The sequence below is a fragment of the Acidaminococcus sp. AM05-11 genome (genome assembly GCF_003472805.1).
In the GTDB taxonomy this organism is placed as follows: Bacteria; Bacillota; Negativicutes; order Acidaminococcales; family Acidaminococcaceae; genus Acidaminococcus; species Acidaminococcus hominis.
Genome location: NZ_QRMX01000001.1, coordinates 132,100 through 157,370, shown reverse-complemented (window position 1 = coordinate 157,370; position 25,271 = coordinate 132,100). Strand labels below are relative to the sequence as shown.

The following is a 25,271-nucleotide window of genomic DNA, read 5'->3' as shown; positions in this document are numbered from 1 at the left end:
ATGCTGCATGAGCTGACTAAAGGCATCATCAAGGAAAACCCCTTGTTCGTCCAGTTGTTGGGTGTTTGTCCTTCTCTGGCCACCAGTAACTCCCTGGACAACGCCATCGGTATGGGCTGTGCCTTCACCTTCGTTTTGTTTTTCTCCAACATCATCATTTCCGCCATCCGGAAATTGATTCCTGATCAGATTCATATCCCCTGCTACATCGTCGTTATCGCTTCCCTGGTAACCCTGCTGCAGATGCTGATGCAGGCTTATGTACCTGCCCTGTACGCATCCCTGGGCGTATTCGTTCCTCTGATCGTAGTAAACTGCATCGTACTGGGCCGTGCTGAAGCCTTTGCCTGCGACCACGGCATCATCGATTCCGCCCTGGACGCCATCGGCATGGGCATTGGCTACACTTTCGCCCTGTTCCTGATTGCCACCTTCCGTGAACTGATCGGTTCCGGCAAACTGTTTGGCCATCTGGTGCTGGGAACCGCTTACCAGCCTGTGCTGATCTTCATCCTGCCGGCCGGCGCCTTCCTGACCATGGGCTTTGTCTTTGCTGCTGTAAACTACTTCAGAGAGAGAGGAGTGGCTCATAATGGGTAGTACATTCGGCATTATCTTTGGTGCCATTTTCGTTTCCAACATCATTTTGTCCCAGTTCCTGGGCATGTGCTCCTTCTTGGGGGTATCCAAGAACTTCAACAACTCTGTAGGTATGAGTGCTGCCGTATCCTTCGTAATGCTGCTGGCCACTATCCTTTCCTACGGGATTTATTACCTGCTGCTGGTTCCCTACCATCTGGAATACCTGAACACCCTGGTGTTCATTCTGGCCATTGCCACCCTGGTACAGCTGGTTGAAATGTTCATGAAAAAGGCTATGCCCGCCCTGCACAAGGCCATGGGTATCTACCTGCCTCTGATCACCACCAACTGCGCCATCCTGGGTATTGCTTTGATCAACGTAACGAAGAACTACGACTTCATCGATTCCGTAGCCAACTCCATCGGTACCTCCCTGGGCTACACCATGGCCATCCTGCTGTTCTCCTGCATTCGGGAACGTTTGGATGAAGATGCCCTGCCCAAATGCCTGCGGAGCCTGCCCATTGCTTTGATCACTGCCAGCTGTATGTCCATTTCCATGATGGGAATGAGCGGCATCCATTAAGTTAGGAGCTGAACAATTATGACAACTGCTATAATTCTGGTTGCGGTCTTGGGCGGCATTTTCGGTCTTGTCCTGGCAACTGCCGGCAAGAAGTTTGCCGTTGAAGAAGATCCGCGCATCAACGAAGTCACCAACCTGCTGCCCGGCGCCAACTGCGGCGGCTGCGGCTACGCAGGCTGCGCTGCCCTGGCCAACGCCATTGTAGCCGGAGAGGCTGACGCCAACAAATGCGTTGTAGCCAACTCCGACAGCAAAAAAGCCATCGGCGCTGTGATGGGTGTGGAAGACACCGGCGATGACGAGAACGCCATCCGCTACATTCCCCGCCTGCACTGCAACGGCTGCACTGCCAACCGGACCCGTATTTCCAACTACGAAGGTGTCCACAACTGCTACCTGAGAGCCCAGCAGACCGGCGGCCCCGGCCAATGCAACTACGGCTGCTTCGGAGACGGCGCCTGCGTGGACGCCTGCAACTTCGGTGCCCTGAAAATCGGTGCCAACGGCCTGCCCGAATTCGACTACAACAAATGTGTCGGCTGCGAAGCCTGCGCCAAAGCCTGCCCGCAGCTGCTGATTGAAATGATTGATGCTTCCAAGAACGTCCTGGTGGAATGCAACAATCGTGAAAAAGGCAAAGCTGCCATGACTGACTGCAAGGTATCCTGCATCAGCTGCGGCATGTGCGCCAAGAACTGCCCGCAGCACTGCATCACCATGGAAGACGGTGTCAACGGCAGCATTCCTGTAATCGACTACACCAAGTGCGATGGCTGCGGCATCTGCGTAGAAAAATGCCCCCGGAAGTGCCTGGTTTACGTTACGCCGGTTACCGGCTCCCCTGAAGCCCCTGCCAAAGAACAACCTACCGGCTGCGCCTGCTGCGCCATGGCCGCCAATTGTCCTTCTGCTCAGGCTCAGGCCCAAGCCAGAAAATGAAAAAACTTCTTGCGTTAACTTTGTTTTTCAGCAGCCTGATTTTATCGGGCTGCTTTTTTCAACCGGCAAAACATGAGGATACCCGGTTTATGATGGATACCATTGTCACCATTACCACCACCGGTGACAGCAAAACGCAGCTTCAGGACGCTACCGCCAGGGCCTTTACCCTGTTCCAAACCATTGCCAACGAAACAGACCCCTACACGGCCCAGGGGCCCCAGGACCTGTACGCCATCAACCAGGCAGCGGGCAAGGGACCCCAAAAGGCTTCCCCCTACCTGCTGGATATCCTCCAGCAGATTGCCCCTCTGCATAACGCTCCTTTGGACGTAACCCTGGGGCCCGTCATCCAGGTCTGGAACCAGCACCGGGACAGCAAAACCGTGCCCACCGCAGAAGAAATTCATCAGGCTCTGGCCAAATGCGGTCCGGACAAGTATACTGTATCCCAGGAGAACGGTACCATCACTTTGGCAAATGGTGCCCAGCTGGATCTGGGAGCGGTAGCCAAAGGCTACGCCGTTGAGCAGACCGCCAACCAGCTGGCCAAGGAGCCAGGCATCCAAACGGCCCTGGTAAACGCTGGGGGCAACATCAAGATTATCGGCAATAAGCCCGACGGAAAGCCTTGGAAAATCGGCATCCAGGATCCCCGGAACGCCCAAAAGGTGCTGGGTACCTTGCTGGTGCCCGCCGGCACAGCCATTGCCACCAGCGGGGACTACCAGCGCTACTACGAAGTGGACGGGGTCCGCTATCACCACATTCTGGACCCGGGCACCGGCTGGCCTTCCCGCTTCTGCCGCTCCGTAACGGTGGTTACCCATTCCGCCTTCTGGGCGGACTACTACTCCACCCTGCTCTTTGGGCTGCCCTGGCAGCAGGCCCTGGACCTGGTAGAAAAGGATCCGGAACTGGAAATGGTCTACGTGGATAGTGAAGGTACCCTTCATGTATCCTCGGGCCTTGCCAAAATATTTACCCCTGGAAAGTAAGGAGACGTTATGCGTAAAAATGATTTTTGGCTGATTTTGGTGCTGGCCCTGGCCGGCCTAGTCAGCTACTTCCTGTTTCGGGCGGATCCCTCCGCCCAGAATAAAGTTTTGGTGGTGCGCCGGGACCAGCAGGTCCTCCAGCGGATCGAACTGAAAAATGTCACTTCAGAAACCAAACTGATCGTCCCGGTCCAAGACGGTGAAATGGTCATCGCCTACGACAAGGACGGCGGAAGGGTCATTTCGTCCCCCTGCCCGGACAAGGTCTGCGTCCACCAGGGCAAAATCACCCAATCCGGCCAGACCGTGGCCTGCGTGCCGGAAAAGGTACTGGTCACCCTGACCACTGCTGCAAAGGAGAATGATCATGACGCCATCCTCCGGTAAACTGACCACCCGTGACCTGACCCAGCTGGGTATCCTCTTGGCCGCCGCCATTGCCCTGCGCCTGGCGGAAACCAGCGTAGCCTACCTGCTGCCCCTGCCCGGCGCCCATTTGGGCCTGGGCAACAGTGTCACCATGATTGTGCTGTACCTGTACGGAACCACCAAAGGCGCCCTGTTCCTCACCACCCGGCTGCTTTTAACGGGGCTGCTTTTCACCGGCCTTTTCACCCCGGGCTTCATGATTGGGCTGGGAGGCGCCGTACTCAGCTTTCTCTGCATGGCCCTGGCCGTAAAAAAACAATGGTTCTCCCCTGTCGGGGTGGGCCTTTTGGGGGCCTTTTGCCACAACTGCGGCCAGATTTTTGCGGCCGTTCTCTTGATGCAGACCACGGCCCTGTTTTCCTATCTGCCCGTCCTGATTGCCATTGGCATTCCCACCGGTCTCTTTACCGGTTTTTTGGCCGGCTTTTTCCTGGACCGGGTGGAAAAACAACTGCACCTGTAAGGGAGGAAACGTAAAGCATGGAAGAAGAATCGGCCTGGCGCCAATTGGAAAATGAACTGGAAGACTGCTCCGCCTGCCCCCTGCGCGGGGACTGCAAAGCCCCTGTGGGCTGGTTTGGCGACCCGAAAAGCCCCCTGCTGCTGGTAGGGGAAGGCCCTGGGGGCGTGGAGGATGAGTACGGCTGTCCCCTGATTGGTCCCAGCGGCCAGCTGCTGGACAAGGCCCTGTGGTCTGTAAAAATCACCCGGGACCACGTGCTTACCACCAACGTCATCAAATGCCGGCCCAAAGGCAACCGGACCCCCACCCCGGAAGAAGGCAGCTTCTGCGGTAAACGTTTCCTAGAGCGCGAAATTTCCCTTCTCAAGCCCCGAGTCATTGTGGCCCTAGGCAGTGTAGCCCTGCGCTATTTTAAGGGACCACAGGCCAGAATTACCCGGGAAAGGGGCACCTTCTTTAGAACCTCCCAAGGCATCGACTGCATTGCCACCTTCCATCCGTCCTACCTGCTCCGGCTTACGGGAAAGGCCCAGATTGCCGCCAAATGGGATGTGTTCCACGATTTGGAAGCCGCCCGGGCAAAGGCGCTGGAGGCGGACCCCCAGTACCCCCTGTGCAGCGTGCGCCCCATAAACCTGTTTTCCCTTTTCACCAAACGTTCCTGATACCGCTTTGCGTACGGCCTGTGTTGTTCCTCTTTTGAGAAATAGCGCAGGCCGTTTTTGCGGCCAGCACTTTTTGGAGCGCTAAATTGCCTTTCTCAAGTCCCGGGGCATTGCAGTCTTACCCAGTGTAGCCCCTGGCTATTTTAAGGGTTCACAGGGCAAAATCAGGCCAGCTGAAGGCATTTTCGTTAGGAGCTGCTCTCTGCTTCACTCCCTTGCCGCATTTTTTCCTGCCGCCCTTGACTTACGGCACCTTTTCCAAATTTTAGTTTACGGCCTGCCCGTTCTTTCGCAAGAATTGGGCGGGCCGTTTCTGCGTTCTGCCCCGGCATATGGTACAATAGAGGCAGTAAAGCGAGGTGTTTTTTATGCCCATCTTGGCTGCGTTCGCAGTACCCCATCCGCCCATTATCCTGCCGGAAGTGGGCCGGGGAGAAGAAAAGAAAATCCAAAAGACCATTGATGCCTATGAAACCGTCATGGCCCAGGCTGCCCAGCTCCAGCCGGACACCCTGATTATCACCAGTCCCCATGCGGAGCTCTACCTGGATTATTTCCACATCACCCCGGACGCCACAGGCTCCGGCAATTTTGCGGCCTTCCGGGCCCCGCAGGTGACGGTGCAGGTAACCTATGACCAGCAGCTTGCCAAGGAAATCGGCCGGCAGGCAGAAGCCCGGGGCGTCCCCGCAGGACCCCTGGGGGCCCGTCAGGCGGAACTGGACCACGGCACCCTGATTCCCCTGTACTTTTACCGCCAGCACGGCTCCCTGGACCAGGTAAAAATTGTCCGGATTGGTCTGTCCGGTCTGCCAGCCAAGGCCCACTATGCCCTGGGCCAGGCCATTGCAGCCGCCGTCAACCACCTGGGCCGCCGGGCCGTATACATTGCCAGCGGCGACCTGTCCCACAAGCTTTTGGCCGAAGGCCCCTACGGCTTTGCCCAGGAAGGCCCCGTTTTTGACCAAAGCTGTACGGAAGCCCTGGGCAAGGGAGATTTCCTTACCCTATTGAGCCTAGACCACCACCTTTGTGAGCGGGCAGCAGAATGCGGCCTCCGTTCCTTCTGGATCATGGCCGGGGCCCTGGACGGCCTGGCGGTAAAAAGCCAGCTGCTGTCCCACGAGGGTCCCTTTGGGGTGGGCTACGGGGTAGCCTCCTTCTTCCCTCAGGGAAAGGACAAAAGCCGGGAATTTCTACCCCAGCTGCTCCAGGAAGAAGCGGCGGCCCGGCTGCTCCGCCAGTCCCAGGAAGACCCCTACGTGAAACTGGCCCGGCGCAGCGTAGAAACCTTTGTGAAGGAGCACCAGCCGGCTTCCCTGCCGGAGGGACTGCCTCCGGAAATGCTGAACCAACGGGCCGGGGTCTTCGTCACCCTCCACAAGGACAATCAGCTCCGAGGCTGCATCGGCACCATTTCCCCGGTCCAGGAAAATATTGCCCGGGAAATCCTCTCCAACGGCATTTCCGCCGCCAGCCGGGATCCCCGTTTCACCCCGGTCCGGCCCGAGGAACTGCCGGATCTGGAGTACAGTGTGGACGTCCTGGGGGAAAAAGAGCCCATCCCGGATACGTCCTATTTGGACCCCAGCACCTACGGGGTCATTGTGGGCAGCGCCCTGGATGAACGCCGAGGGCTGCTGTTGCCGGATCTGGACGGCGTGGATACCCCGGAAAAACAGGTAGCCATTGCCCGGCAAAAAGGACAGATTGGTGCCAGCGAGCCCATTAAGCTCTGGCGCTTCAAGGTGGTGAGACATTTATGAAGCGCCACCCTGGAAACGTCCTGTGTACCCTGTGCCCCCGGCGCTGCACCCTGCCCCCGGACGTAACCGGCTTCTGCCGGGCCCGGATCAACCTGGATGGACACCTGCTTTCCAAAAGCTACGGCAAGCTCACGTCCATTGCCCTGGATCCCATTGAAAAGAAACCCCTGGCCCAGTTCTACCCTGGTTCCTTAATCCTGTCCGTGGGCACCTTTGGCTGCAACCTGCGCTGCCCCTTCTGCCAGAACGCCTCCATTTCCCAGGCCGGGGAAGAAGCCGCCCGAATGACCCTGTCCCCGGCAGAGCTGGTCCAAATGGCCCTGGACTACCAGGAACGGGCCGGCAATATTGGCGTGGCCTTTACCTACAACGAACCCCTAGTGGGCTACGAATACGTCCGGGACTGTGCCAAATTGCTAAAAGAAAAGAACCTGAAAACGGTCCTGGTAACTAACGGCTATATTTCTCCCGGTCCCTGGAAAGCCCTGCTGCCGCTGATTGACGCAGCCAATATCGACCTGAAGGGCTTTACCCCAGAATACTACGCCTGGCTGGGCGGAGATCTGGAAGTGGTCAAGGAAAATATCCGCACCGCCCACCTCCTGGGCTGCCACGTGGAAATCACCACCCTGCTGATACCGGGAAAAAACGACCAGGAAGACGTCCTGGAACAGGAAGTGGCCTGGCTGGCCAGCCTTTCTCCGGAAATTCCCCTCCACCTGACCCGGTACTTCCCCCGCTGGCAGTGCAACATTCCTGCCACGGACCCGGAACAGGTCAGGAAACTGGCGGAACTAGCCCGGAAATCCCTGCACCACGTCTATACCGGCAACTGTTAGCCGGAAATACAAAAACAGCGGCAGAGTTGCGCTCTCTGCCGCTGTTTTTGTTTGAAGGTTGACAACAATTGGTTAGGGAGAAACAGGAGGAGTTCTGTTTCCATATGATAAGCATTCGCCAGTACACAGTTCTCACGAGGAAGGCAGATTGTGTTGGTGCCCTAAGGGCATCTGCTTTCCAGCTGCCTCCTGGCAGCTTGTCCGGCACAGCAGGGGCACACAACCCGCCGCCGGTCAAACTAAAGGCTAATAAACAAGGGGAGTGGTGAGGTTAGTTTTCGCTAACCTCACCTGAAAAAAATAAAGACAATGCGGTTAGTCTTTACTTACAGGAATGATTCTAGCATACAAGCCGCATTTAGGCAATACCCTTTTAGAAAAAATTTTATATTTTTTTCAGCAGGTCGTTTTTTTGTTTCCCTATTTCTGCTGCAAAGCCAGTTAATATCAGGCTTTACGGGATTTTTTAAGATTTTTTGGCATATTAGTCTTTGCTAACCTTAAAGTTTTCATTTTCGCTTCACATTCTGGCAGTATCCTGTACAATAAGGAAAGAAGTATCCGGAGGTGGAAAGCATGAAAATACTCATTGTGGAAGACGAACCTTCCCTGAACAAAATAATCGCCAAACGGCTGAAAATCGAAGCCTACTCCGTAGACTCCGCCTTTAACGGCAAGGAGGCCCTGGCCTACCTGGACGCCGCCGACTATGACCTTTTGATTGTGGACATCATGATGCCGGAAATGGACGGGCTGACCCTGGTCAAAACCCTGCGCAGCCGGGGCAGTCAGGTGCCGGTGCTGTTTCTTACCGCCCGGGACAGTCTCCAGGACAAGGTGTCCGGGCTGGACTGCGGCGGGGACGACTACCTGGTAAAACCCTTCGAGTTTGAAGAACTGCTGGCCCGGATCCGTTCCCTGCTGCGCCGGAGCAACCCCCAGCAGACCGCCAGCCCCCAGCTGGTTTTGGCGGATCTGGTACTGGACACCCGGACCCACCAGGTCACCCGGGGCGGCACCGAAATCAGCCTGACCCCCAAGGAATTTGCCATTTTGGACTACCTGCTGCGGAACCAGGGCACAGTCCTGTCCCGGGAGCAGATTCTGGAGCACGCCTGGGATTTTTCCTACGAAGGGGCCTCCAATATGGTGGACGTGTACATCAAAACCCTGCGGAAGAAAATCGACAAGGATTTTGAGCCCAAGCTGCTCCACACCGTGAGAGGTACCGGCTATGTCCTTAAAGAATAGGCTTTCCTTACTTTGGCATAAACTGGTGCATTTTTTCACCAAGCTCCCGGTTTCCATCCGGGTAACCCTGTGGTACACCCTATTTCTGGCACTGGTGCTGGCCGTCTTTACCGGGGCCGTGCTGGAAATGGCCGAGGACCACGAGCGCCGGGACGCCGGCAAGGACCTGATCAAGGCCGTGGATAAGGCCTCCCAGGACCCGGAGCATTTCCGGCCCTACGACAAGAATGTCTATCTGTCCCTCCGGGACCCCCAGGGAAAGCTGCTCTCCGGCATGGAACCGGAAGGGATGCCCGCCCTGCCGCCCCGTTTCAACCGGGGGCCCCAGAAAATCGTGATTGACGGCCAAAGCTACCACTACGTGGATCAGCCCATCCGCCCTGCCCTCCGGCAGCCGGGAACCGTCCTCTCCCCACAGCCCCTGCCCTGGATCCGGGGCATTCTTCCCGATGAAATCTACGCCCGGCGCTACCAGGTAATCCTGCTTACGGCGCTCATCAGCCTGCCCCTGTTTCTCCTTCTCATTGCCCTGGGCGGCTACCGGATTATCCGGCACAGCTTTGCCCCCGTCCAGGCCATCAGTGAAGCAGCCCGGGCCATTGGGGAAACCGGGGACCTGTCCCAGCGGATTCCCCTGGGGGACGGCAAGGACGAAATCCACCAGATGGGCCATACCTTCAACTGGATGCTGGCCCAACTGGAAGAACAGCTGGAACGGGAAAAGCATTTTACTTCCGATGTCTCCCATGAGCTGCGCACCCCCACGGCCGTCATCATGGCTGAAAGTGAATACGGCAAGGACTATACGGAAACCGTGGCCGAGGCCAAGGAAGAATTTCAGCATATCTTTCAGCAGTCCCGGCGCATGAGCCGCCTGATCAACCAGCTGCTGGAGCTGTCCCGGCTGGACAGCCGGAAAGACCTGGTACTGGGACCGGTCAAGCTGTCCCAGCTGGTCACGGAAACCCTGGAAGATTACCAGAAGCTGCCGGCCGCCCAGAACTTCGCCTGGAAGCTCCAGGTAAAACCGGACCTTACCGTTACCGGAAACGACCAGCTGCTTGCCCGGATTCTGGGCAACTACCTGGATAACGCCCTGAAATTTGCCAAGCATACCATCCAGGTTTCCCTGTGCCAGGAAAAGGGCCGGGTGGTGCTGGCCGTTTCTGATGACGGGCCGGGCATTCCCCCCGAAGACCTGCCCCGGATCTGGAACCGGCTCTACCAGGCAGATCCCTCCCGGAACAAGAAGCAGAACCTGGGACTGGGCCTGGGGCTGTCCTTTGTGGCAGCTGCCGCCAAACTGCAAAAGGCCCAGGCCGGCGTCACCAGTACCCTGGGAAAGGGCAGTACGTTTACCCTGAAATTCTAAAAAAATATTGGCATTCATTTCCCTTTCATGTTCCGGCCCTACACTGTAGCCAATACAACAAAGGCAGACCCCTTGAGGAACTGCCCAAAGGGAGGAATCCATGATGGACACCAATAAAACTGAACAACAAGCAAAAGAAGTACTGCAAAAAACCGCTTCCTGGGGCAGAAAAACCTTTACTGCCCGCCGGCTGAAAAAAGGTGCCGGCTGCGTCCTGGCCCTGGCCGTGCTGTGCGGGGCAGGCAAAATCGCCGCCCATAAGGCACGGGCCAACGCCCGGCTCCAGGAAGGGGAAGCCGTTGCCAACACCCTGGGGACGGATCCTTCTTCCGTTACCTTCCGAAGCGTCCAGCTGGAAGACAAGCTGCCCAACCCGGACGGCCGCTTCCAAAAAGACAAGAAGCAAGCCAAGGACAGTAAGCACGACAAACGGGACCAGAAGGAAAAGCAGCAGGGAGAAAAATTCCAGCGGGGACCCCAGGAAGGCCAGCCCTTCGCCGGGAAAGCACCCCAAGGCCCCAAAGCCCCGGAAAAAGCGCCGGGCACCCAACCCCAGGCACCGGTGCCGAATACTGAGCAGCAGCTTCCTGAAAGCACAGACGCCCAAGCCCAAAACCAGACGGCTTCCCCTGCCGCAAAGGCTCCTGCAGCCCCTCAGCCGGGCATGCCCAGCGGCGTAAGACCCCAAGGGACCTTCAAAGGAATGCCCCTGTTCTACCTGGCGGACTGCGAAAAGGATGGCATGGATTACCACTTCATCGTCAACGCCCAAAACGGCCAGGTAATCCGGGCTCAGGTCCACAAGACCAACCCGCTGCTGGACCTGCTGCACTAACGCAAAAAACACAAAGTTGTCAAGCTCCATTCATGTTCTTTTCATAATCCGCAGGTAGAATAGGGCCAGAAAAACAAGGGAGGTCATTTTTATGACACAAGTAAAAGCAAGTGAAAAATCCTATACAGAAACGGCCCTGCTCAGCCGAATGGAGAGCAGCAGCTGGAAAGAAATAAAGAAAAGTGCCGGTCGGTTCTTGGTAGCGGCTGCCCTGGTCTGCGGCTTCAGCAGTGCCGCTGCTGGCAATGTGGCCCACGCCGCTGCCCCGGAAGCAGGAAACCGCTCCCAGTACATTCTGGTGAGAGGAGAAAATGGCCTCCAGTCCCAGGCTTCCCTGAAAGACCAAAAGAACAAGCCTGAACAAAGAGAAGACAAGACCTCCCAAAAAGACCGGAAAGAAAACACCAAAGAGCAGCAAAAGGAACAAAAGCAAGAAAAGAAGCAGCTGAAAAAAGACCAAAAGCAGCAAAAGAAATTTACCAAGGAACAAAAACAGCAGCAAAAAGAGCAGAAACAGCGCCCGGAACTCCAAAACCGCCAGACTCCCGCTCCTGAAGGAACGTATCGGAAATAAAATACAAAAAAGGAAGTGCCCCGGCACTTCCTTTTTTGCGTCTTCCCCACTTTGCCCATTTGCTTATTTTCTGCCCAGGATTTTCATAGTTCTTTCATGTTTCTGCCCTATACTAAGACCATCAAGAAAAGGGAGGTCCTTCTCATGACTTTGCAAAAACAGATCCTGCAAAAAAACGCTGTAGGTACGGCCGCTCTGGCCTGCCCCAGCCCCTATAAAACAGCCTGGCAGCGGCTGAAAAAACAGCTGACCGTGCCCCTGCTGGCCGCCCTTCTGGTCTGCGGCTACAATCTCCTGCTAGGCACCCCCAAGGCCCAGGCCGCAGAGCACAAAGAGCCCCTCAGCCAGATTGTGGTGGTGCTGGGGGATTCCCACCCGGCACCCCTGTCCCACTGGGATGACCAGAAGGATCATCCGGAATGGAGAAACCGGAAGCCGCCCAAAAGAGCACCCCAAAGAGCCCACAACAGAGCGCACCAGCCGGCCCCCCAGAGCCAGCATCGGAACGACTTCCCGCCCCAGGGCAACAACTAAATAGCGTACAGCACCTCTCAAAAAGGCCGCAGCCAGATACCCTGGCTGCGGCCTTTTCCGTTCATTCATTCAATTCCCAGCATTTCCTCCGGCACCTGGGTCACCATGGTCCGGATGGCAGCTTGGGAAATCCCCTCATCCAGCAGACTTTGGATAAATTGGAGCATCCCCTCCACCGGGGTTTCCCGGCCGTTCTGCCCCCGGTCCGTGGTCAAAAAGCAGTGCTCCGGCCCTATGAGCCGGATATGTTCCGCCATTTCCGCCGGAGTGCATTCCCCTTCTGCCACATTGTACCAGCATTTCTCAATGTAGACCCCGCTTTGGGCCAGTTCAGCCTGGTCCTGGGGCCGGATCCGGGTATGGGCCCATTCCGGGTGGGTCAGGACCATTCTTACCCCTTCTTTTCTGCCTTCTCGGCACAGGAGCAGGGCTTCTTCCGGGCTGATATGGCCGGTGGCCAAAAGCGCCCCCTTAACCTTCACCACCTGGAAAATGGCACGAACTTCCTGCCGCAGATTCCCGTCAGGATCCGTAATCCGGATGCCCGGCCGGGGCAGTACGTCCCCGGGCAGATTGCGCAGGGGGAAATTGGCCGCATCCACCGTGGGCATAAAGATGATGCGTGCCCCCAGGGCCAGAGCCGTTTGCACCGCCAGGGGATTGAGGCCCCCCAGGGACCAGTTCAGCACCGCCGCCCCGTAGGCCTTTACCTTTGCCAGGGGCAGGTACCGGTTCAGCAGCCAGGCCCGGCTGCCCGTAGGCTCTCCGTGGTTCTTCAACAAGATGCCGGCCATTTCCGCCCGGTCCGCTTCCTTGAACACCTGGATATCGTCCAGTTGCCGATCCAAAGCGGAGGGCAGGGAATGAATATGGAGGTCATACCCGCCCTTTAGCAGCCCGTAGGCGGCCAGTGAAATGGATTCCATAACGCTTCCCCCTCTATTTTTGCAAAATGCCTATCTATCTGTACGATAGCCTCCAAAAACAAGTTTGTCAACAAAAAACACCGGCCTTGGCAGCCGGTGTTTTTTTGCGTTATTTTAGGCCAGATAGCTGGGGAAGGTGCACCCCTCCTGGCAGATCAGCTTGTACAGTTCCCGGGAAGGCCGGGTCAAATGCCCCAGCTCCCCGTTGTAGATGACCGCCCATTCCCAATAGGGCTCATATTTTTCTTCAATTTGGTAATAGTTGATGTTATCCCCGGTCACGTAGCTTTTGGTGTAGATGGAAGGCACCAGGGAAATCCCCATGCCCCCTGCCACCAGCCGGATGACCGTTTCGATGTTCTGCGACTCCATAAAAATCTTCACGTCTTTGGCAAAGGGCTTCAGAATCCGGTCCGCCGCCACCCGGGTTTTCTTGAAGGGCTTGGTCAGGATAAATTCCTGGTCCAGGACGTCCTCCAGGTGGATATAGGGCATCTTTTCCCCTTCCTGGTAATAGGCAAACCGGTTGGCCGGGCTGCTTTTAGGCAGGGCCAGGAACAACGGTCCCCGGTAGAACACCTTATAGCTGAGATTCTCATTGCGCAGAGGCAGGCAGACAATGGCCAAATCCAAAGCCCCCATCAGCACCTGTTCCTCCAGCAGCACGCTATTTTCTTCCACAATGTCGATTTTGATATTGGGATATCGCTCGCTGAAGGATTTCAGCAGATTGGGCAGCAGCAGGGCGCCAATCCGTTCCGCAGAGCCCAGTTTCAGCAGGCCCTTCTGCATCTGGTTCAGTTCGCAGAATTCCACCCGGGTATCCTCGTACAGCTTGAGAATCTGGTAGGCCTTGGTCACCAGGTATTTTCCCGCTTCCGTAGGAATCAGCCCATTGCTGCTCCGGGTAAACAGGACCTCCCCCAGTTCTGCTTCCACCTTGGCCAGGCTTTTGCTCAGGGCCGGCTGGGTGATAAACAATTTTTGGGCCGCTTTGGCCATACTGCCTTCTTCGGCAATGGTCACAATTTTCGTCAAGTCGTTTTCCGTCATGGTGTATCCCTGCTTTCTGACCGCCCCTTCAGAATCCCCGCAAGCGGTCCTACTCTTTAGTATATACCAGGGAGGGAAGCTTGCTCAAGGTTTCCAACTGCAAAAGGTCTCCCATAAGCTGTTCCAGCCACGGGCCCTGGTATTTTTGGCAGCAGGCCCGGACTTTGTCCTGAAGCTGGGCATCGGTGAGAGGAGAACCTACGCTGCCGGAAGCATCCTTCACCACGGTTTCCACTTGTGTTCCGTTTTGCAGGGTGATGGTGACCTTGCAGCCCCAATGCTCCGGGTACCGGGCGGTAAATTCCGGGTCTTCCGCCACGGTTACTTTCCGCAGCAAAGCCTGCACCTGGGGCCGAAGAATCTGGTCCGGGGCAAAATCCTGAAGCTCTACACGGCCCTGAAGCAGGGCACAGGCTGCCACATAGGGCGTGGAAAATTTGGCCTGGGTGGGCAGCTGGGGCACCTTACAGGTATCCGTCAGGCCGCACTGCTTCAGCCCTACCAGATAGGTTCCCACCTGAATGGAGACCACGTCTTCTGCCTGGAGCTGGTACTGCCGGCGCAAGTTCAGCACCCCATCAATAACGCAGTGGGTACTCCGGCAGCAGGGGTAGGGCTTCTTGTCCACCTGGAGAATTTCGTATACCTTGCCCAGATCCTTGTCCACCAGGGAATAGTCATAGGCGTCACTCATCATGGGGAAAATGCCCCCATCCTTGGCATCCAGGATATGGGCGGAGCCGCGCATCCCGCCCAGTACCAAAAGGCAGGCCTCCAAGCCGCTGGCTGCTGCTCGGGCCGGATGCAGTACCTTATTGGTGGCCCCGTCCGACAAGAATGCCCAGGTGCCGCAGGATTGGGTGCCTGCCAGGCCCAGGGCTGCCAGGACCTGCTCCGGGGTAAAGTCCAACAGTTTGGCACAGGCCGCAGCTGCCCCAAAGGTGCCCGCCGTGCTGGTTACATGCCAACCCTTGTTCCGGTGGCTGGAAACCCCAAAGCCCATGCCAATCCGGCTCATCACCTCGTAGCCGCAGATTACTGCCTCCAGCAGTTTATCCCCGGACTTGTGAAGCACTTCTGCCAGGCCCCAGGCCGCAGGCACTACCACTGTGCCAATATGGGTTTTGGAACGGATATGCACATCATCCAGTTCCAGGGTATGCCCCTGCATGGCGTTAAAGAATACGGCGGTGCGCAGGTTGGTCCGTTCCGGGCTGCCCCAAATGGATGCCAGCTGGGCGCTGCTGCCTTCCTGCACCAAGGCCTGTTGGTTGTCCGCCTGCAAATACACCTTTTTGATCTGTTGGAACATGGGGTTATCAGAAGCCCCCATGGCCAGCCCCACCACATCTAAAATACACTTTTTGGCACTTGCTTTTACATTCTCATCTGCTTTTTCTAGAGAGAAAGCTGCTACAAATTCAGAAACTCTTTTTAACTCATCCATTTTTTTACCTCCGACGGCTGAATTGGAATTGAGTTTATTATATTTTCAGAGTTTTGATTTGCCCAATGATAAATAGTTCTTGTATCAATAACCAAAAATTCATTAACCAAAAGGTTATTTCTCCAACAACTTAATACCATTGGTTTTTTCAGAATATTTGATGTACTGTATGGGCATAGTGAAATACATTATTGCAGTCGGCTTCCCCGGATTCTGGTGCGCACCCCCAGGAAGTTTCTGCCACGGAGGAGAACATTATGTTTGGTTTGAGCGTTGCAACATTGGTTATTGGCATTATCCTGATTGCCTTTATCCTATTTATGACGGAATTGATTCCCCTGGCCGCCACGGCCATAAGCGTTGCCGTCGGCTTCTATCTCATTGGCGCCATTGACGCCAACACCGCCCTGAAATCCTTTTCCAGTCCCACCACCATGATCATTGCGTCCATGGCCGTTATTGGGGAAGCCGTGTTTAAAACCGGCGGGGCAGAAAAAATCGGTCATATACTCACCCGCTTTTCCAAAAGCGAACGGCAGTTGGTTTTCGCCACGGTTCTGCTTTCCGGCATTATGAGCGGCTTTTTGTCCAATACCGGTGCTGCCGCCCTGCTGATTGCCCTGATTTTAGGCGTCAGCAATTCCACCGGCATGAAGCGTTCCAAATTGATTTACCCGGTTATCGTAGGCTGCTGCTTTGGCGGTGGCATCACCATCGTAGGCACCACCTCCGGTCCCTTCCTGAAAGAAACCCTGGAAGGCCTGGGCATTGGCCAAACCATGGGCTTCTTCGAATTTGCCCCTCTGTCCCTGCTGCTCTTAGTGATTTCCGCTTTCTATATGGCCACCATTGGCTATAACCTGCTGCCGGACGAACCCCAAAACCAGGACGATGATTATTCTGCTGCCTCCCTGACGGTAGATTATTCCAAGGTTCCCGCCTGGAAACGGATTCTCTCCCTGGCCGTGATGGTAGGCGCTTTCCTGGGCATGATTTTCTCTGATGAAGTAGGTATTCCCCTGCACTTTATCGGCCTGATTGGGGCCATTCTGGTGGTGGCCTTCCGCTGCATCAGCATGAAGGAGGCCTCCCGTTCCGTACCCATCAGCGGCATCATCATTTACGCCGCCATGGTGCCTGTGGCCGCTGCCATGAAGAATTCCGGCGCCGCCCAGATGATTGCCGACGGTACCCTGAATTTCCTGGGCAGCATCAGCAGCCCCATGATCATCCTGTTCTGCATTTTCCTGATCATTACCCCCATTACCAACTTTATGTCCAACGCAGCCACCATTATCCTGTTCACCCCCATCGCCCTGGTTATTGCCAGCACCCTGGGAATTGGCCCCAAAGCCATGCTGGTGGCCGTCCGGTTCGCTGCTTCCATTGCCATTGCCACCCCTGTAGCCATGCCCGCCAACTCCATGGCCGTAGAACCCGGGGGCTACCGGTTCATCGATTTCGTAAAGCCGGGCCTGCCCCTGACCTTTATCAGTGTCATTGTTTCCCTGGTGTATGTGGCCCTGTTCTATCCCCTGTCCTACTAAAACTCCCTGCAAAAAAGCCTGGCCAAAGGTTTCTGCCTTTGGCCAGGCTTTTTTTATGCGCCCTAACAAGAAGGTAAAAAATTACCGAACACCCGACGGTGTTCGGTAATTTTTTGCTGCTATATTATTTTCTTTGCTGTGCGTAGTAGTTGATCAGGCAGCCGGCTGCCAGGATCTGCTTCTGGGCCGGTTCCACGTCCCCCAGGTGCAGGGAAAGGGGCACCGCCTTGCCGTCCTGGAACACGTAGGCGGTATAGGCGTCTGTATCGCCCAGCAGGGTTTCCCGGACCTTGGGCAGGTAGATCCAGGCTCCCAGGGCCAATTTGGTCTTCTCCTCCGGGTCCATAAGGAAGGGCAGCATCCCCCAGTTCATCACATTGCTCCGGTAGCGCTTGGTAGCGTATTCCAGGGCCAGGTTGGCAGCGCCCCCCAGCACCCGCTGGCAGGAAGCCGCCTGTTCCCGGGCAGAGCCGTCCCCGGGCTTGTTGGCGTAGATGACGCTGCCCAGGGAAGTATCCTTGGCCAGTGCTTCCACACTTTCTGTCAGCTTCAGGGTTTCCTTTAAGGCTGCATACACCGCCGTCAGTTCCGGGGTCAGCTGGCCTGCTTGTCTTGCCTTTTCCAGGGCCTGGACGGCTTTGGCCCGGCCCACATATTCCGGAGCTTTTTGGCTCAGGGCAAATTCCGCCAGGGCATAGGGGTCCGACCGGTGGGAAGACGTTTCGCCGCCGGAGGGAATCAAATCGTCCGTAGAGGTTACCGGGTCATCCAGGTAGGCAGCCACCTGCACCAGCAGGTTCTGGTTCAGGGGCTGGATGGACGGCCAGGGCTTAATGGCCGGGCCATAAACCAGGGAAACCTCCGGCTGGCCCTTTTGGTAGCAGTCCACCACCTTATGGTCATAGGGCAGGGAATCAAAATGGTAGGCCGGCACCTGGTCATCGTACTCCACTTCCGTAGCCGGGGTCAGGGCGCCGCCCTGGGCAGCGGTGGCCGCAATGCTCCGGGCGTCCATGAGGGCCACCGAAGCCAATTGGCCGCTGCCGGGCTTGGAGCCTTCCCGGGTGGGGAAGTTCCGGGTGGTGTGCCGGATACTGAAGCCGTGGTTGTTGGGGGTATCGCAGGCCCCAAAGCAGGGTCCGCAGAAGGCGGAGCGGACAATGGTCCCTGCGTCCATCAAATCCAGCAGGGCTCCCTTGCGCATCAGGTCCACGTAAATAGGCTGGCTGGAGGGATAGACGGAGAAGGTAAACCGTTCCGGTCCAATATTTTTGCCCTTGAGAATCCGGGCAGCCGCCATAATATTCTCATACAGGCCGCCGGAGCAGCCGGCAATCACCCCGGTATCGCAGTGCATTTTCCCGTCGTAGTACTGGTCCGCCAGGTGCAGGGACAAATCCTTCCGTTCCAGGCTCTTTAAGGCTTCCTGCTCAATTTCCTGGAGCAGTTCCCGGCCTCCGGCGTTTAATTCCTTGAGGGTATAGACATGGCTGGGATGGAAGGGCATGGCGATCATGGACTCCACCTGGCCCAGGTCTACCACAACGGCCCCATCGTAATAGGCCATATCCCCAGGGTTCATTTCCTTATAGGCTTCCGGCCGCTGATGCTCCGTCAGGTACTGGCGCACCACCCCATCCGTACACCAGATGGTGCTCAGGCAGGTGGTTTCCGTGGTCATTACGTCGATGCCATTGCGAAAATCCATGGAAAGCCCGGTAATCCCCGGTCCCACAAATTCCAGTACCTTGTTTTTCACAAAGCCTTTTTTGTAAACGGCTTTTTCAATGGCAAGGGCCACGTCCTGGGGACCGATGCCGTGCCGGGGTGCTCCCTTTAGGTACACGGCCACCACCTGGGGCAGCGGGATATCGTAGGTGTGGCCCAGGAGCTGCTTTACCAGTTCCGGACCCCCTTCCCCTACGCCCATGGTGCCAAAGGCTCCGTAGCGGGTGTGGCTGTCAGAGCCCAAAATCATCCGGCCGCCGCCCGTCATGCGCTCCCGCATATATTGGTGGATGACCGCCATATGGGGCGGCACGTAGATGCCCCCAAACTTTTTGGCAGCGGACAGGCCAAAGACATGGTCGTCCTCGTTGACCGTGCCCCCTACGGCCGCCAGAGTATTATGACAATTTGTCATCACATAAGGCAGGGGAAAATGGTCCAGGCCGCTGGCTACCGCCGTTTGGACAATGCCCATGTACCCAATGTCCGGAGAAGTCAGGGAATCAAAATGGATATGGAGCCCCCCGTCCTGCCCGTCACTATGCTGGGTCAGTACCTGATAGGCCAGGGTCTTTTTCCGCCCTTCTGCAGCCTGGGGCTTCCACCCCCGGGCGGCTGCTTCCCCTTCCTGCCAAAGCTTGCCTTCATGCCAATATACGCCTTCCGAAATCAACTGTACCACTTGCTTCACGCTCCTTTGTGGGACTTGCATTTTATACTGCTTTTATGATACCCTGTTTATAATCATAGAACAAATATATCTTTCTTTCCGCTTCCCATCACATATATTTATTTCTATTTGTACTTTTCTTGCCGTTTGTCCTTTCGCCAAAGGAGATGTTCCTATGAACAGCAGTGATATCGATCTGTTCAAGACACTGTATGAAGAAAAGAATATTACCCATACCGCCAAGCGCCTGTTTATTTCCCAGCCGGCCCTGAGCCACCGGCTGCGCAACCTGGAAAAGGAATTTGACTGCACCCTGGTGCTCCGCCAGCCCCGGGGCATTACCTTCACCCCGGAAGGCGAGCGGCTCTACGCCTACTGCCTCCAGCAGGAAAAGGACTACCAGGCCATCCGGGCGGAGCTTTCCTCCTTCCAGTCCCGGCCGGCAGGCTCCATATCCATCGCCTGCTCCAACGTATTCAGCAAATACCATATGCCCAAGCTGCTGAGCCAGTTCAAGGCCGTCTATCCCCAGGTGGAAATTCACCTGCGCAGCGGCTTCAGCCAGCACCTGTACCGGGATTTTCGGGAAGGGAAATTCCAACTGTGCATCGTCCGGGGGGACCGGAACTGGGAAGAAGAAAAACGCTTTTTGTGGCAGGACCCCATCTGTGCCTTCAGCAAGGGACCCCTGGACCTGACAAAGCTGCCCAGTTTCCCCTACATCCACTACACCACGGACCCAGCCATGCAGGACCTTTTGGACGACTGGTGGTACGCCCATTTTTCCCAGCCCCCGATGACCACCATCGAGACCGATGCCATGGATACCAGCCTGAAAATGGTCCAGCAGGGCCTGGGCTTTACCTTCCTGACCCAAAGCTGCGGCCAGGATACTCCGGGCCTCCAGGCCCAAATTCTCACCGATTCCAAGGGCAATCCCCTGATCCGGGAAACCTGGCTGTACTACCGGAAGGACTACACCAAACTCTCCGGGCTGAAAGCCTTTATCGATTTTATTACCCAGGCCTATCCCCTGGCGGAAGACAAGTAAGCCCCCAAACAAAATAGACACAAAAAACGGTATTTCTGCATCCAACAGAAATACCGTTTTTTTATGGAATTACAGGAAAATCGATTCTTACAGCATCAGGGCTACCACAAAGTTGTAGGCAGCGCAGACTACAATGCTGACGGGCACGGCCACCAGCAGCAGCCGGCTGAACAGGGTATTCCGCTCTTCTTCCTTAGGAGCAGAACCCAGAATCAGGGAACCGCCGGAGGAAAAGGGGCTGATGGCACTGGACTGGGCCCCCAGCACCGTGCAGGCAAACAGCACCGGTGCGGAAATGCTGGCCGTATCGGCCAGTTCCGGAATCAGCGGGAACAGGGCCGGGGTAACCACGCCCGTGGTGGAGCTGAAGAAGCTCATGATGGCGGCAATGATGGAGAAGGCAATGGGAATCAGCGGTTTTGGTACATTGCTGCCCACCCAGGTGCTAAGCATCTTGATGGTACCTGCGTGTACGGCAACGGCAATGAGCATGCCTGCCCCGGCAATCATGATGATAGTATTCCAGGGAATCTTGGCAATGGCTTCCTTCTGGGGAGCCAGGCCCATCAGGAGACCGATGACGGCAAAGATAATGGCCACCAGACCTACGTCAACCAGGTTGGCAAAGTATTTGATGGTAGGATCCGTGGGCAGGAAAATCTTCAGCAGCGGGAAAATCAGTACCACCACCATCATGACCACCATTAAGGTCAGGGTGGATTTCTGTTTGCCGGTAAAGGGTTCCGGCTTCTTAAATGTCACACCTTGGCCGATATTCCGGTTGGCTTTCAGGCCATAGCGGAACAGGGCAATCAAGATAATGGAAAAGACCACGGAGAACAGGAAAATCTGCATTTCCAGGTTGAAGGAATCCGGACCCACCAGGCCCGGGCTGTTTTCATAAGCCGTATCCGCCAGGCCCCGGAAGATAACCCCCAGGTTGGAGGTAGGAAAGTCCCCGCCGCACAGGGCGCCGCAGTTGATGGCCACAGCCCCGGTCAGCTTGTCCATCCGGGATTCATCGCAGATGACCAGCGTAATGGGTGCCAGGAAAGCCAGTACCGTGAAATAGGTGGCGCCCATCACGGACAGGATAACGGCTACGGCAAACAGGGCAAACGGCAGCATTCCCGGGAACTTCCGGCAGGCATACAGCAGGGACCCAGACATTTTTTCCAGGGTTCCATTAATGGCAGCAATGTTATAAAACAGGGATACGGACAGAATTACGAACATGGTGCTGATGGGCCAGAAGGCGATGACGTTTTTCGGCTTCAGCCCCATAACCAGACAGCCAATGATATAGGCAAAGACAATACAAAAGAGACCGGTGTTCAGCTGGGTTTTGTACCCCAGGTAAATGGCCACAGCAATGGATAAGATAATAAAAGCACTCAGCATGATGATTTTTCTCCTTTTCAGCTAGTCTGCTTCAGAAGCCCCCGCTCCCTGAAGCTTGGGAAAATCAATCTTGGGCGGCTCCCACCGGTTCGTCGGTGATGCCCAGCAGGCGGTAAGGGATGGTCTTGGTCATGTAGTAGATCTGTTCTTCAGGAATCCCGTATTCCACAAGGTAGTGCATATACTCGTAGATTTCGGTTTCCCAATCCGGGTTTTCCACCTGACCCCCGTCCGTATCCACCATCACGTGCTGATAGCCAACGGTTTGGATCAGTTCCGCATTTTCTTTCAGGTTCAAATGGTACTTTTTACCCTTGCCCATATTTTGGGCGTAGCACCGTTCCAAAATCACATCGTAATCCTTGACCAAACGGATCTGGTCTTCCAGGCTGTAGTCGCAGACCCACCATTCCGGATGGGTGATGACGATTTTCTCCACCCCGGCCTTCCGGGCAGCTTCCACCACCACAAAGGCTTCTTCCGGGGATACATGGGCCGTGGCCAGCACCGCCTTGTAGTCCCGGACCAGGCCAAACACCGTTTCCAGTTCCGGAATCACCTTGCCGTCCCGGACCAGCTCAATGCCCAAAGCAGGGTCCTGCCCCAGCTTTTCCATATGGCGCTTGGCGGACTGGGTGGGCAGCCAAATCACCTTGGCCCCCAGTTTCAGGCCTTTTTCCACGGCTTCCGGGTTTACCCCGCCGATGATCTTGTTCATGACCACCCCGCCGTACATGGTAAAGCCCGTGTTCTTGCCGTACACCTTTTCTACATAGGCGTTGGCAATGGCCGCCCGGTTTACCGTAAAGCCCAGATGGGATTTGATCACAATGGCTCTGGCCCCCACCCGTACGGCGGCGTCCGCCAACTGCAAATCGTTGTAGGCCCGCAGCCGCAGATCCGGATTGGTGTGGACGTGCATGTCACAAATGCCCTGTAAGGATACTCTGCTCATTTCTGTCTCCCCTTTTCTAAAATTCTGAATTACCGAATTTCTCGTTCTTTGTTCATAATAGTATGAAAACGATTGGGAAAGAATGCAAAAATTTGATATACTTGATATCGGAAAAACCGATGGATTAACTAAAAATAAGAGGCCTATACAATTGACGCAGGGCTCTCTCGCCAAAACATCCTCGGAAAATAGTAGTATAGAAAGGAAGCACCATGGAAATACGAGATTTGGAATATTTTATTGCCATTGCAGAAGAAAAAAGCATCTCCAAGGCCGCCGGCCGGCTGTACATGGCCCAGTCCAGCCTGTCCCAGTTTCTCAGCTCCTATGAGGCCAACCTGGGCTACCCCCTGTTCATTCGTACCGCCAGCGGGGTACGGCTTACGGAAGCCGGGAAATTGCTGCTGGACTTTGCCTACCAGTCGGCCGCAGCCTACCACCGGGTCCAGGACCAAATGCAGGATATTGCCAACCTAAAGGGCGGCCACGTGATCCTGGGCATCAGTTCCTTCCGGGGGTCCTACCTGCTGCCCCCGGTACTGAAGGTATTCCGGAGCAAATACCCGGACATCCACGTGCGCATCGAGGAGCAGAACTCCCTGGCCCTGGAGCAGATGCTGCTCACCGGGGAGATTGACGTGGCACTGCTGGCCATGCCGGAAAAGCACAGCCGGATTAAGGCCCAATTCCTTATGGAAGACGAAATCTGCCTGATTGCCCACCCTCAGCATCCCCTGGTCCAGCTGGCCAAAACCGGCCAAAGCGCCGGCCGGAAATCCCCTATTCCCCGCTATATCGATATCCATGATGCGGCCCAGTTTGAGTTCCTGCTCAGCAGCTACGACACCATTTTGGGCCGGGAAGCCCGGCGGATTTTCCAGAACACCAAGCTTACGCCAAGAACCTACAACGAAAACCTGTCCGCCATGTTTGCTGCCTCCCTGGCAGCCTCTGGACAGGGACTGGCTTTTACCTATTACAGCTCCCGGCACTATTTCCAGCCGGCTGTTTTCCTGTCCCTGGGGCAGGACGGCTTTACCATGGAGCTGGCCACCGCCATGTCCCCGGACCGGTACCATTCCCGGGCAGCCTTGGCCCTGAATCAGGTCATCCAGGACGTTCTGGGCAGCCCGGCTTCCCCAACCAACAACAAACCACAAAAAACAGCGAACCGTTCTCCTGCGGTTCGCTGTTTTTTGTGGTTTGTTGTTGGTTGTTGGTTTTGTATAAAAAAGGAGGATTACGCTAAATTCTGGGCAGCTGCTGGGCCTGGGCCAGGTCCAGCAGGCTTTGGGCCAGGGCCCGGGTCCCGTGGGGATACTTGTGGGCCAGCAGGCTTTCTGCCTTGTCCAGGGCAGCCTGGGGCGAAAGGGGCCGGCGGTAGGAACCGGTAGGGTCCTCCACCCAGGCTGTCACTTCCTGGCCATTTTTCAGCCGCAGGGTGGTCCGGCAGCTCCAGTGGTCCGGATAGGCGGCGGTAAGCTCCGGATCCTCCGTGACGGTAATCCGGGGCAGCAGGGCCTGAAGCCGGGGATCCTGCACCGCCTCCGGGGTAAAGCTGCTGCCATCCACCCGGCAGTACAAAAGGCTATGGGCAAGGGCATAGGGCAGGGAAAACTTGGCTTCGCCCGGGGTCTTGGGGTGAAGGCAGCCTGCACTGACGGCGCACTGCTGGTAGCCAATTTTGTAGGTGGCCGCCGTGAGGGACTCCGTCCGTTCCAAAACGGCCTGGGCTTCTGCGTCCCGGCCCTGTTCCCGGCCGGTGAGCAGGCATTGACGGAGCTGCAGGGCCCCGTCAATGCCCCCGTGGGCAGACCGGCAGCAGGGATAGGGCTTCATGTCCATACGCAGGATTTCCCAGGTCTCGCCCAAGCCGGCGCAAACCTTTTCCACCTGGCCGCCGTCACTCATGGCGCCCAAAAGGCCCCCGTCCTGGGCTTCCAGGATGTGGACAGGCCCTGTCAGACCGTATTTGGCCAGGTAGGCGCTGCGCAGGCCGCAGGCCGCTGCATGGGCTGGATTCAGCACCTTGGAATTGGTGCCGTCCCCCAAAAAGGCCCAAACCCCGGTGCTTTGGGACCCGGCCAGTCCCAGGGCGCTGGCCGTCTGTTCCGGGGTCAGCCGGAGCAGCTGGGCACAGGCCGCTGCTGCCCCAAAAATCCCGCAGGTAGCCGTCGCGTGCCAGCCCCGTTTCCGGTGGGCTGCCACCCCAAAAGCCATGCCAATGCGGAAGGCCGTTTCGTAGCCCGCCACCACCGCCGTCAGCAGCTGGGGCCCGGTCACCTGCAAAAATTGCCCCAGGCTCCAGGCTGCGGGAATCAGGCAGGCGGACGCATGATTTTTGGAAGCCGGATGCACGTCATCCAGTTCCAGGGTATGGGCCAGCATGGCGTTCAAAAAGGCTGCATTTTCGGGACTCCACTGGCTCCCCGGTTCTCCAAACAGGGCAGCCCCCCGCTGGGGCACCTCCGGATTCAGCTCCCGGAGGGCCTTCTTCATCTGTTCCACCAGCGGATCCCCAGAAGCGCCCACACTGACGCTGACCAGATCCAGCACCCGAAAGGCTGCCGCTTCCTGAACCTCTGGAGGTAAAGTTTCCCAAGAAAGGCCGGCCGTAAAAGCGGCCAGCCTTCCTAAAGGTGCTTGCGCATATTGCATAT

The 25,271-nt window shown here is 56.5% G+C and carries 23 protein-coding genes and 1 pseudogene; 17 read left to right on the top strand and 7 right to left on the bottom strand.

Annotated features, from left to right (window positions below):
* The 14 genes from DW089_RS00720 (at nucleotide 1) to DW089_RS00655 (ending at nucleotide 11,833) form a co-directional block, all read left to right on the top strand.
* Nucleotides 1-600 carry an RnfABCDGE type electron transport complex subunit E gene (locus DW089_RS00720; protein ID WP_105326739.1) on the top strand — a complete coding sequence of 200 codons (600 nt, stop codon included), beginning with the start codon at nucleotides 1-3 and terminating at the stop codon, nucleotides 598-600.
* A complete protein-coding gene (locus DW089_RS00715) occupies nucleotides 593-1,168 on the top strand; it encodes an electron transport complex protein RnfA (RefSeq protein WP_105326738.1) in 576 nt (191 codons plus the stop codon). The genes DW089_RS00720 and DW089_RS00715 overlap by 8 nt, the downstream gene beginning before the upstream one ends.
* Before the next feature lie 18 nt (nucleotides 1,169-1,186).
* Nucleotides 1,187-2,107 (top strand): RnfABCDGE type electron transport complex subunit B, encoded by a 921-nt coding sequence (locus tag DW089_RS00710; RefSeq protein WP_105326737.1) that lies wholly within the window; start codon nucleotides 1,187-1,189, stop codon nucleotides 2,105-2,107.
* An 89-nt stretch (nucleotides 2,108-2,196) separates the two neighbouring features.
* Entirely contained in the window at nucleotides 2,197-3,105 is a 909-nt protein-coding gene (locus DW089_RS00705; RefSeq protein WP_231085761.1) for an FAD:protein FMN transferase, read from the top strand.
* 9 nt (nucleotides 3,106-3,114) lie between these two features.
* Nucleotides 3,115-3,492 (top strand): NusG domain II-containing protein, encoded by a 378-nt coding sequence (locus tag DW089_RS00700; protein ID WP_105326735.1) that lies wholly within the window; start codon nucleotides 3,115-3,117, stop codon nucleotides 3,490-3,492.
* The gene (locus DW089_RS00695) at nucleotides 3,473-3,997 is read left to right on the top strand and encodes a Gx transporter family protein (RefSeq protein WP_105326734.1); all 525 of its coding nucleotides are present in this window, start codon (nucleotides 3,473-3,475) and stop codon (nucleotides 3,995-3,997) included. The genes DW089_RS00700 and DW089_RS00695 overlap by 20 nt, the downstream gene beginning before the upstream one ends.
* A gap of 17 nt (nucleotides 3,998-4,014) precedes the next feature.
* Nucleotides 4,015-4,662, top strand: a complete 648-nt coding sequence (locus DW089_RS00690) for a uracil-DNA glycosylase family protein (protein WP_105326733.1) — start codon at nucleotides 4,015-4,017, stop codon at nucleotides 4,660-4,662.
* A 368-nt stretch (nucleotides 4,663-5,030) separates the two neighbouring features.
* Nucleotides 5,031-6,428 (top strand): AmmeMemoRadiSam system protein A, encoded by a 1,398-nt coding sequence (gene amrA, locus DW089_RS00685; protein ID WP_105326732.1) that lies wholly within the window; start codon nucleotides 5,031-5,033, stop codon nucleotides 6,426-6,428.
* A complete protein-coding gene (gene amrS, locus DW089_RS00680; protein ID WP_105326731.1) occupies nucleotides 6,425-7,267 on the top strand; it encodes an AmmeMemoRadiSam system radical SAM enzyme in 843 nt (280 codons plus the stop codon). The genes amrA and amrS overlap by 4 nt, the downstream gene beginning before the upstream one ends.
* 576 nt (nucleotides 7,268-7,843) lie before the next feature.
* Nucleotides 7,844-8,518, top strand: coding sequence for a response regulator transcription factor (locus DW089_RS00675; RefSeq protein ID WP_105326730.1), 675 nt, complete (start codon nucleotides 7,844-7,846; stop codon nucleotides 8,516-8,518).
* Nucleotides 8,502-9,890 carry a HAMP domain-containing sensor histidine kinase gene (locus tag DW089_RS00670; protein WP_231085757.1) on the top strand — a complete coding sequence of 463 codons (1,389 nt, stop codon included), beginning with the start codon at nucleotides 8,502-8,504 and terminating at the stop codon, nucleotides 9,888-9,890. The genes DW089_RS00675 and DW089_RS00670 overlap by 17 nt, the downstream gene beginning before the upstream one ends.
* 100 nt (nucleotides 9,891-9,990) lie before the next feature.
* Nucleotides 9,991-10,725, top strand: coding sequence for a hypothetical protein (locus DW089_RS00665; protein ID WP_147351149.1), 735 nt, complete (start codon nucleotides 9,991-9,993; stop codon nucleotides 10,723-10,725).
* 91 nt (nucleotides 10,726-10,816) lie between these two features.
* Complete coding sequence (locus DW089_RS00660) at nucleotides 10,817-11,299, top strand: hypothetical protein (RefSeq protein ID WP_118286649.1); 483 nt, start codon at nucleotides 10,817-10,819, stop codon at nucleotides 11,297-11,299.
* Between the two features lie 144 nt (nucleotides 11,300-11,443).
* The gene (locus tag DW089_RS00655; protein ID WP_105326727.1) at nucleotides 11,444-11,833 is read left to right on the top strand and encodes a hypothetical protein; all 390 of its coding nucleotides are present in this window, start codon (nucleotides 11,444-11,446) and stop codon (nucleotides 11,831-11,833) included.
* A 65-nt stretch (nucleotides 11,834-11,898) separates the two neighbouring features.
* On the opposite strand, the gene DW089_RS00650 is transcribed toward DW089_RS00655, so the two are convergent.
* The 3 genes from DW089_RS00650 to DW089_RS00640 form a co-directional block, all read right to left on the bottom strand.
* Entirely contained in the window at nucleotides 11,899-12,759 is an 861-nt protein-coding gene (locus DW089_RS00650; RefSeq protein WP_118286648.1) for a DUF6282 family protein, read from the bottom strand.
* Nucleotides 12,760-12,873: 114 nt separating this feature from the next.
* Nucleotides 12,874-13,812, bottom strand: coding sequence for a LysR family transcriptional regulator (locus DW089_RS00645; protein ID WP_105326725.1), 939 nt, complete (start codon nucleotides 13,810-13,812; stop codon nucleotides 12,874-12,876).
* A gap of 49 nt (nucleotides 13,813-13,861) precedes the next feature.
* A complete protein-coding gene (locus tag DW089_RS00640) occupies nucleotides 13,862-15,259 on the bottom strand; it encodes an MmgE/PrpD family protein (protein ID WP_105326724.1) in 1,398 nt (465 codons plus the stop codon).
* Nucleotides 15,260-15,525: 266 nt separating this feature from the next.
* On the opposite strand from DW089_RS00640, the gene DW089_RS00635 reads away from it, so the two are divergent.
* Nucleotides 15,526-16,806 (top strand): SLC13 family permease, encoded by a 1,281-nt coding sequence (locus DW089_RS00635; RefSeq protein ID WP_158572290.1) that lies wholly within the window; start codon nucleotides 15,526-15,528, stop codon nucleotides 16,804-16,806.
* A gap of 124 nt (nucleotides 16,807-16,930) precedes the next feature.
* Here the strand turns inward: DW089_RS00635 and DW089_RS00630 are convergent, their stop codons facing one another.
* Nucleotides 16,931-19,216, bottom strand: coding sequence for a hydratase (locus DW089_RS00630; protein ID WP_105326722.1), 2,286 nt, complete (start codon nucleotides 19,214-19,216; stop codon nucleotides 16,931-16,933).
* 163 nt (nucleotides 19,217-19,379) lie between these two features.
* Here DW089_RS00630 and DW089_RS00625 point away from each other — a divergent pair, with 163 nt between their 5' ends.
* Nucleotides 19,380-20,255 (top strand): LysR family transcriptional regulator, encoded by an 876-nt coding sequence (locus DW089_RS00625; protein ID WP_105326721.1) that lies wholly within the window; start codon nucleotides 19,380-19,382, stop codon nucleotides 20,253-20,255.
* Nucleotides 20,256-20,342: 87 nt separating this feature from the next.
* On the opposite strand, the gene DW089_RS00620 is transcribed toward DW089_RS00625, so the two are convergent.
* Together DW089_RS00620 and DW089_RS00615 are read right to left on the bottom strand one after the other, a co-directional pair.
* Nucleotides 20,343-21,656: an SLC13 family permease gene (locus DW089_RS00620; RefSeq protein ID WP_105326720.1), complete on the bottom strand. Its 1,314-nt coding sequence runs from the start codon at nucleotides 21,654-21,656 to the stop codon at nucleotides 20,343-20,345.
* A 64-nt stretch (nucleotides 21,657-21,720) separates the two neighbouring features.
* The gene (locus DW089_RS00615; RefSeq protein ID WP_105326719.1) at nucleotides 21,721-22,611 is read right to left on the bottom strand and encodes a DUF6282 family protein; all 891 of its coding nucleotides are present in this window, start codon (nucleotides 22,609-22,611) and stop codon (nucleotides 21,721-21,723) included.
* A gap of 212 nt (nucleotides 22,612-22,823) precedes the next feature.
* Here DW089_RS00615 and DW089_RS00610 point away from each other — a divergent pair.
* A pseudogene (locus DW089_RS00610) lies at nucleotides 22,824-23,720 on the top strand (LysR family transcriptional regulator); the annotation flags it as partial.
* Between the two features lie 136 nt (nucleotides 23,721-23,856).
* On the opposite strand, the gene DW089_RS11540 reads toward DW089_RS00610, so the two are convergent.
* Nucleotides 23,857-25,269, bottom strand: coding sequence for an MmgE/PrpD family protein (locus DW089_RS11540; protein WP_105326717.1), 1,413 nt, complete (start codon nucleotides 25,267-25,269; stop codon nucleotides 23,857-23,859).
* Between the last annotated feature and the right edge of the window lie 2 nt (nucleotides 25,270-25,271).

Bases quoted from the DNA above. Each gene is read 5' to 3' on its own strand.
- DW089_RS00625 (WP_105326721.1), top strand. From the start codon at position 19,380: ATGAACAGCAGTGATATCGATCTGTTCAAGACACTGTATGAAGAAAAG.
- DW089_RS00700 (WP_105326735.1), top strand. From the start codon at position 3,115: ATGCGTAAAAATGATTTTTGGCTGATTTTGGTGCTGGCCCTGGCCGGC.
- DW089_RS00695 (WP_105326734.1), top strand. From the start codon at position 3,473: ATGACGCCATCCTCCGGTAAACTGACCACCCGTGACCTGACCCAGCTG.
- DW089_RS00620 (WP_105326720.1), bottom strand. From the start codon at position 21,656: ATGCTGAGTGCTTTTATTATCTTATCCATTGCTGTGGCCATTTACCTG.
- DW089_RS00665 (WP_147351149.1), top strand. From the start codon at position 9,991: ATGATGGACACCAATAAAACTGAACAACAAGCAAAAGAAGTACTGCAA.
- DW089_RS00715 (WP_105326738.1), top strand. From the start codon at position 593: ATGGGTAGTACATTCGGCATTATCTTTGGTGCCATTTTCGTTTCCAAC.
- DW089_RS00660 (WP_118286649.1), top strand. From the start codon at position 10,817: ATGACACAAGTAAAAGCAAGTGAAAAATCCTATACAGAAACGGCCCTG.
- DW089_RS00650 (WP_118286648.1), bottom strand. From the start codon at position 12,759: ATGGAATCCATTTCACTGGCCGCCTACGGGCTGCTAAAGGGCGGGTAT.
- amrS (WP_105326731.1), top strand. From the start codon at position 6,425: ATGAAGCGCCACCCTGGAAACGTCCTGTGTACCCTGTGCCCCCGGCGC.
- DW089_RS00690 (WP_105326733.1), top strand. From the start codon at position 4,015: ATGGAAGAAGAATCGGCCTGGCGCCAATTGGAAAATGAACTGGAAGAC.
- DW089_RS00615 (WP_105326719.1), bottom strand. From the start codon at position 22,611: ATGAGCAGAGTATCCTTACAGGGCATTTGTGACATGCACGTCCACACC.
- DW089_RS00670 (WP_231085757.1), top strand. From the start codon at position 8,502: ATGTCCTTAAAGAATAGGCTTTCCTTACTTTGGCATAAACTGGTGCAT.
- amrA (WP_105326732.1), top strand. From the start codon at position 5,031: ATGCCCATCTTGGCTGCGTTCGCAGTACCCCATCCGCCCATTATCCTG.
- DW089_RS00640 (WP_105326724.1), bottom strand. From the start codon at position 15,259: ATGGATGAGTTAAAAAGAGTTTCTGAATTTGTAGCAGCTTTCTCTCTA.
- DW089_RS00705 (WP_231085761.1), top strand. From the start codon at position 2,197: ATGATGGATACCATTGTCACCATTACCACCACCGGTGACAGCAAAACG.
- DW089_RS11540 (WP_105326717.1), bottom strand. From the start codon at position 25,269: ATGCAATATGCGCAAGCACCTTTAGGAAGGCTGGCCGCTTTTACGGCC.
- DW089_RS00645 (WP_105326725.1), bottom strand. From the start codon at position 13,812: ATGACGGAAAACGACTTGACGAAAATTGTGACCATTGCCGAAGAAGGC.
- DW089_RS00710 (WP_105326737.1), top strand. From the start codon at position 1,187: ATGACAACTGCTATAATTCTGGTTGCGGTCTTGGGCGGCATTTTCGGT.
- DW089_RS00675 (WP_105326730.1), top strand. From the start codon at position 7,844: ATGAAAATACTCATTGTGGAAGACGAACCTTCCCTGAACAAAATAATC.
- DW089_RS00720 (WP_105326739.1), top strand. From the start codon at position 1: ATGCTGCATGAGCTGACTAAAGGCATCATCAAGGAAAACCCCTTGTTC.
- DW089_RS00655 (WP_105326727.1), top strand. From the start codon at position 11,444: ATGACTTTGCAAAAACAGATCCTGCAAAAAAACGCTGTAGGTACGGCC.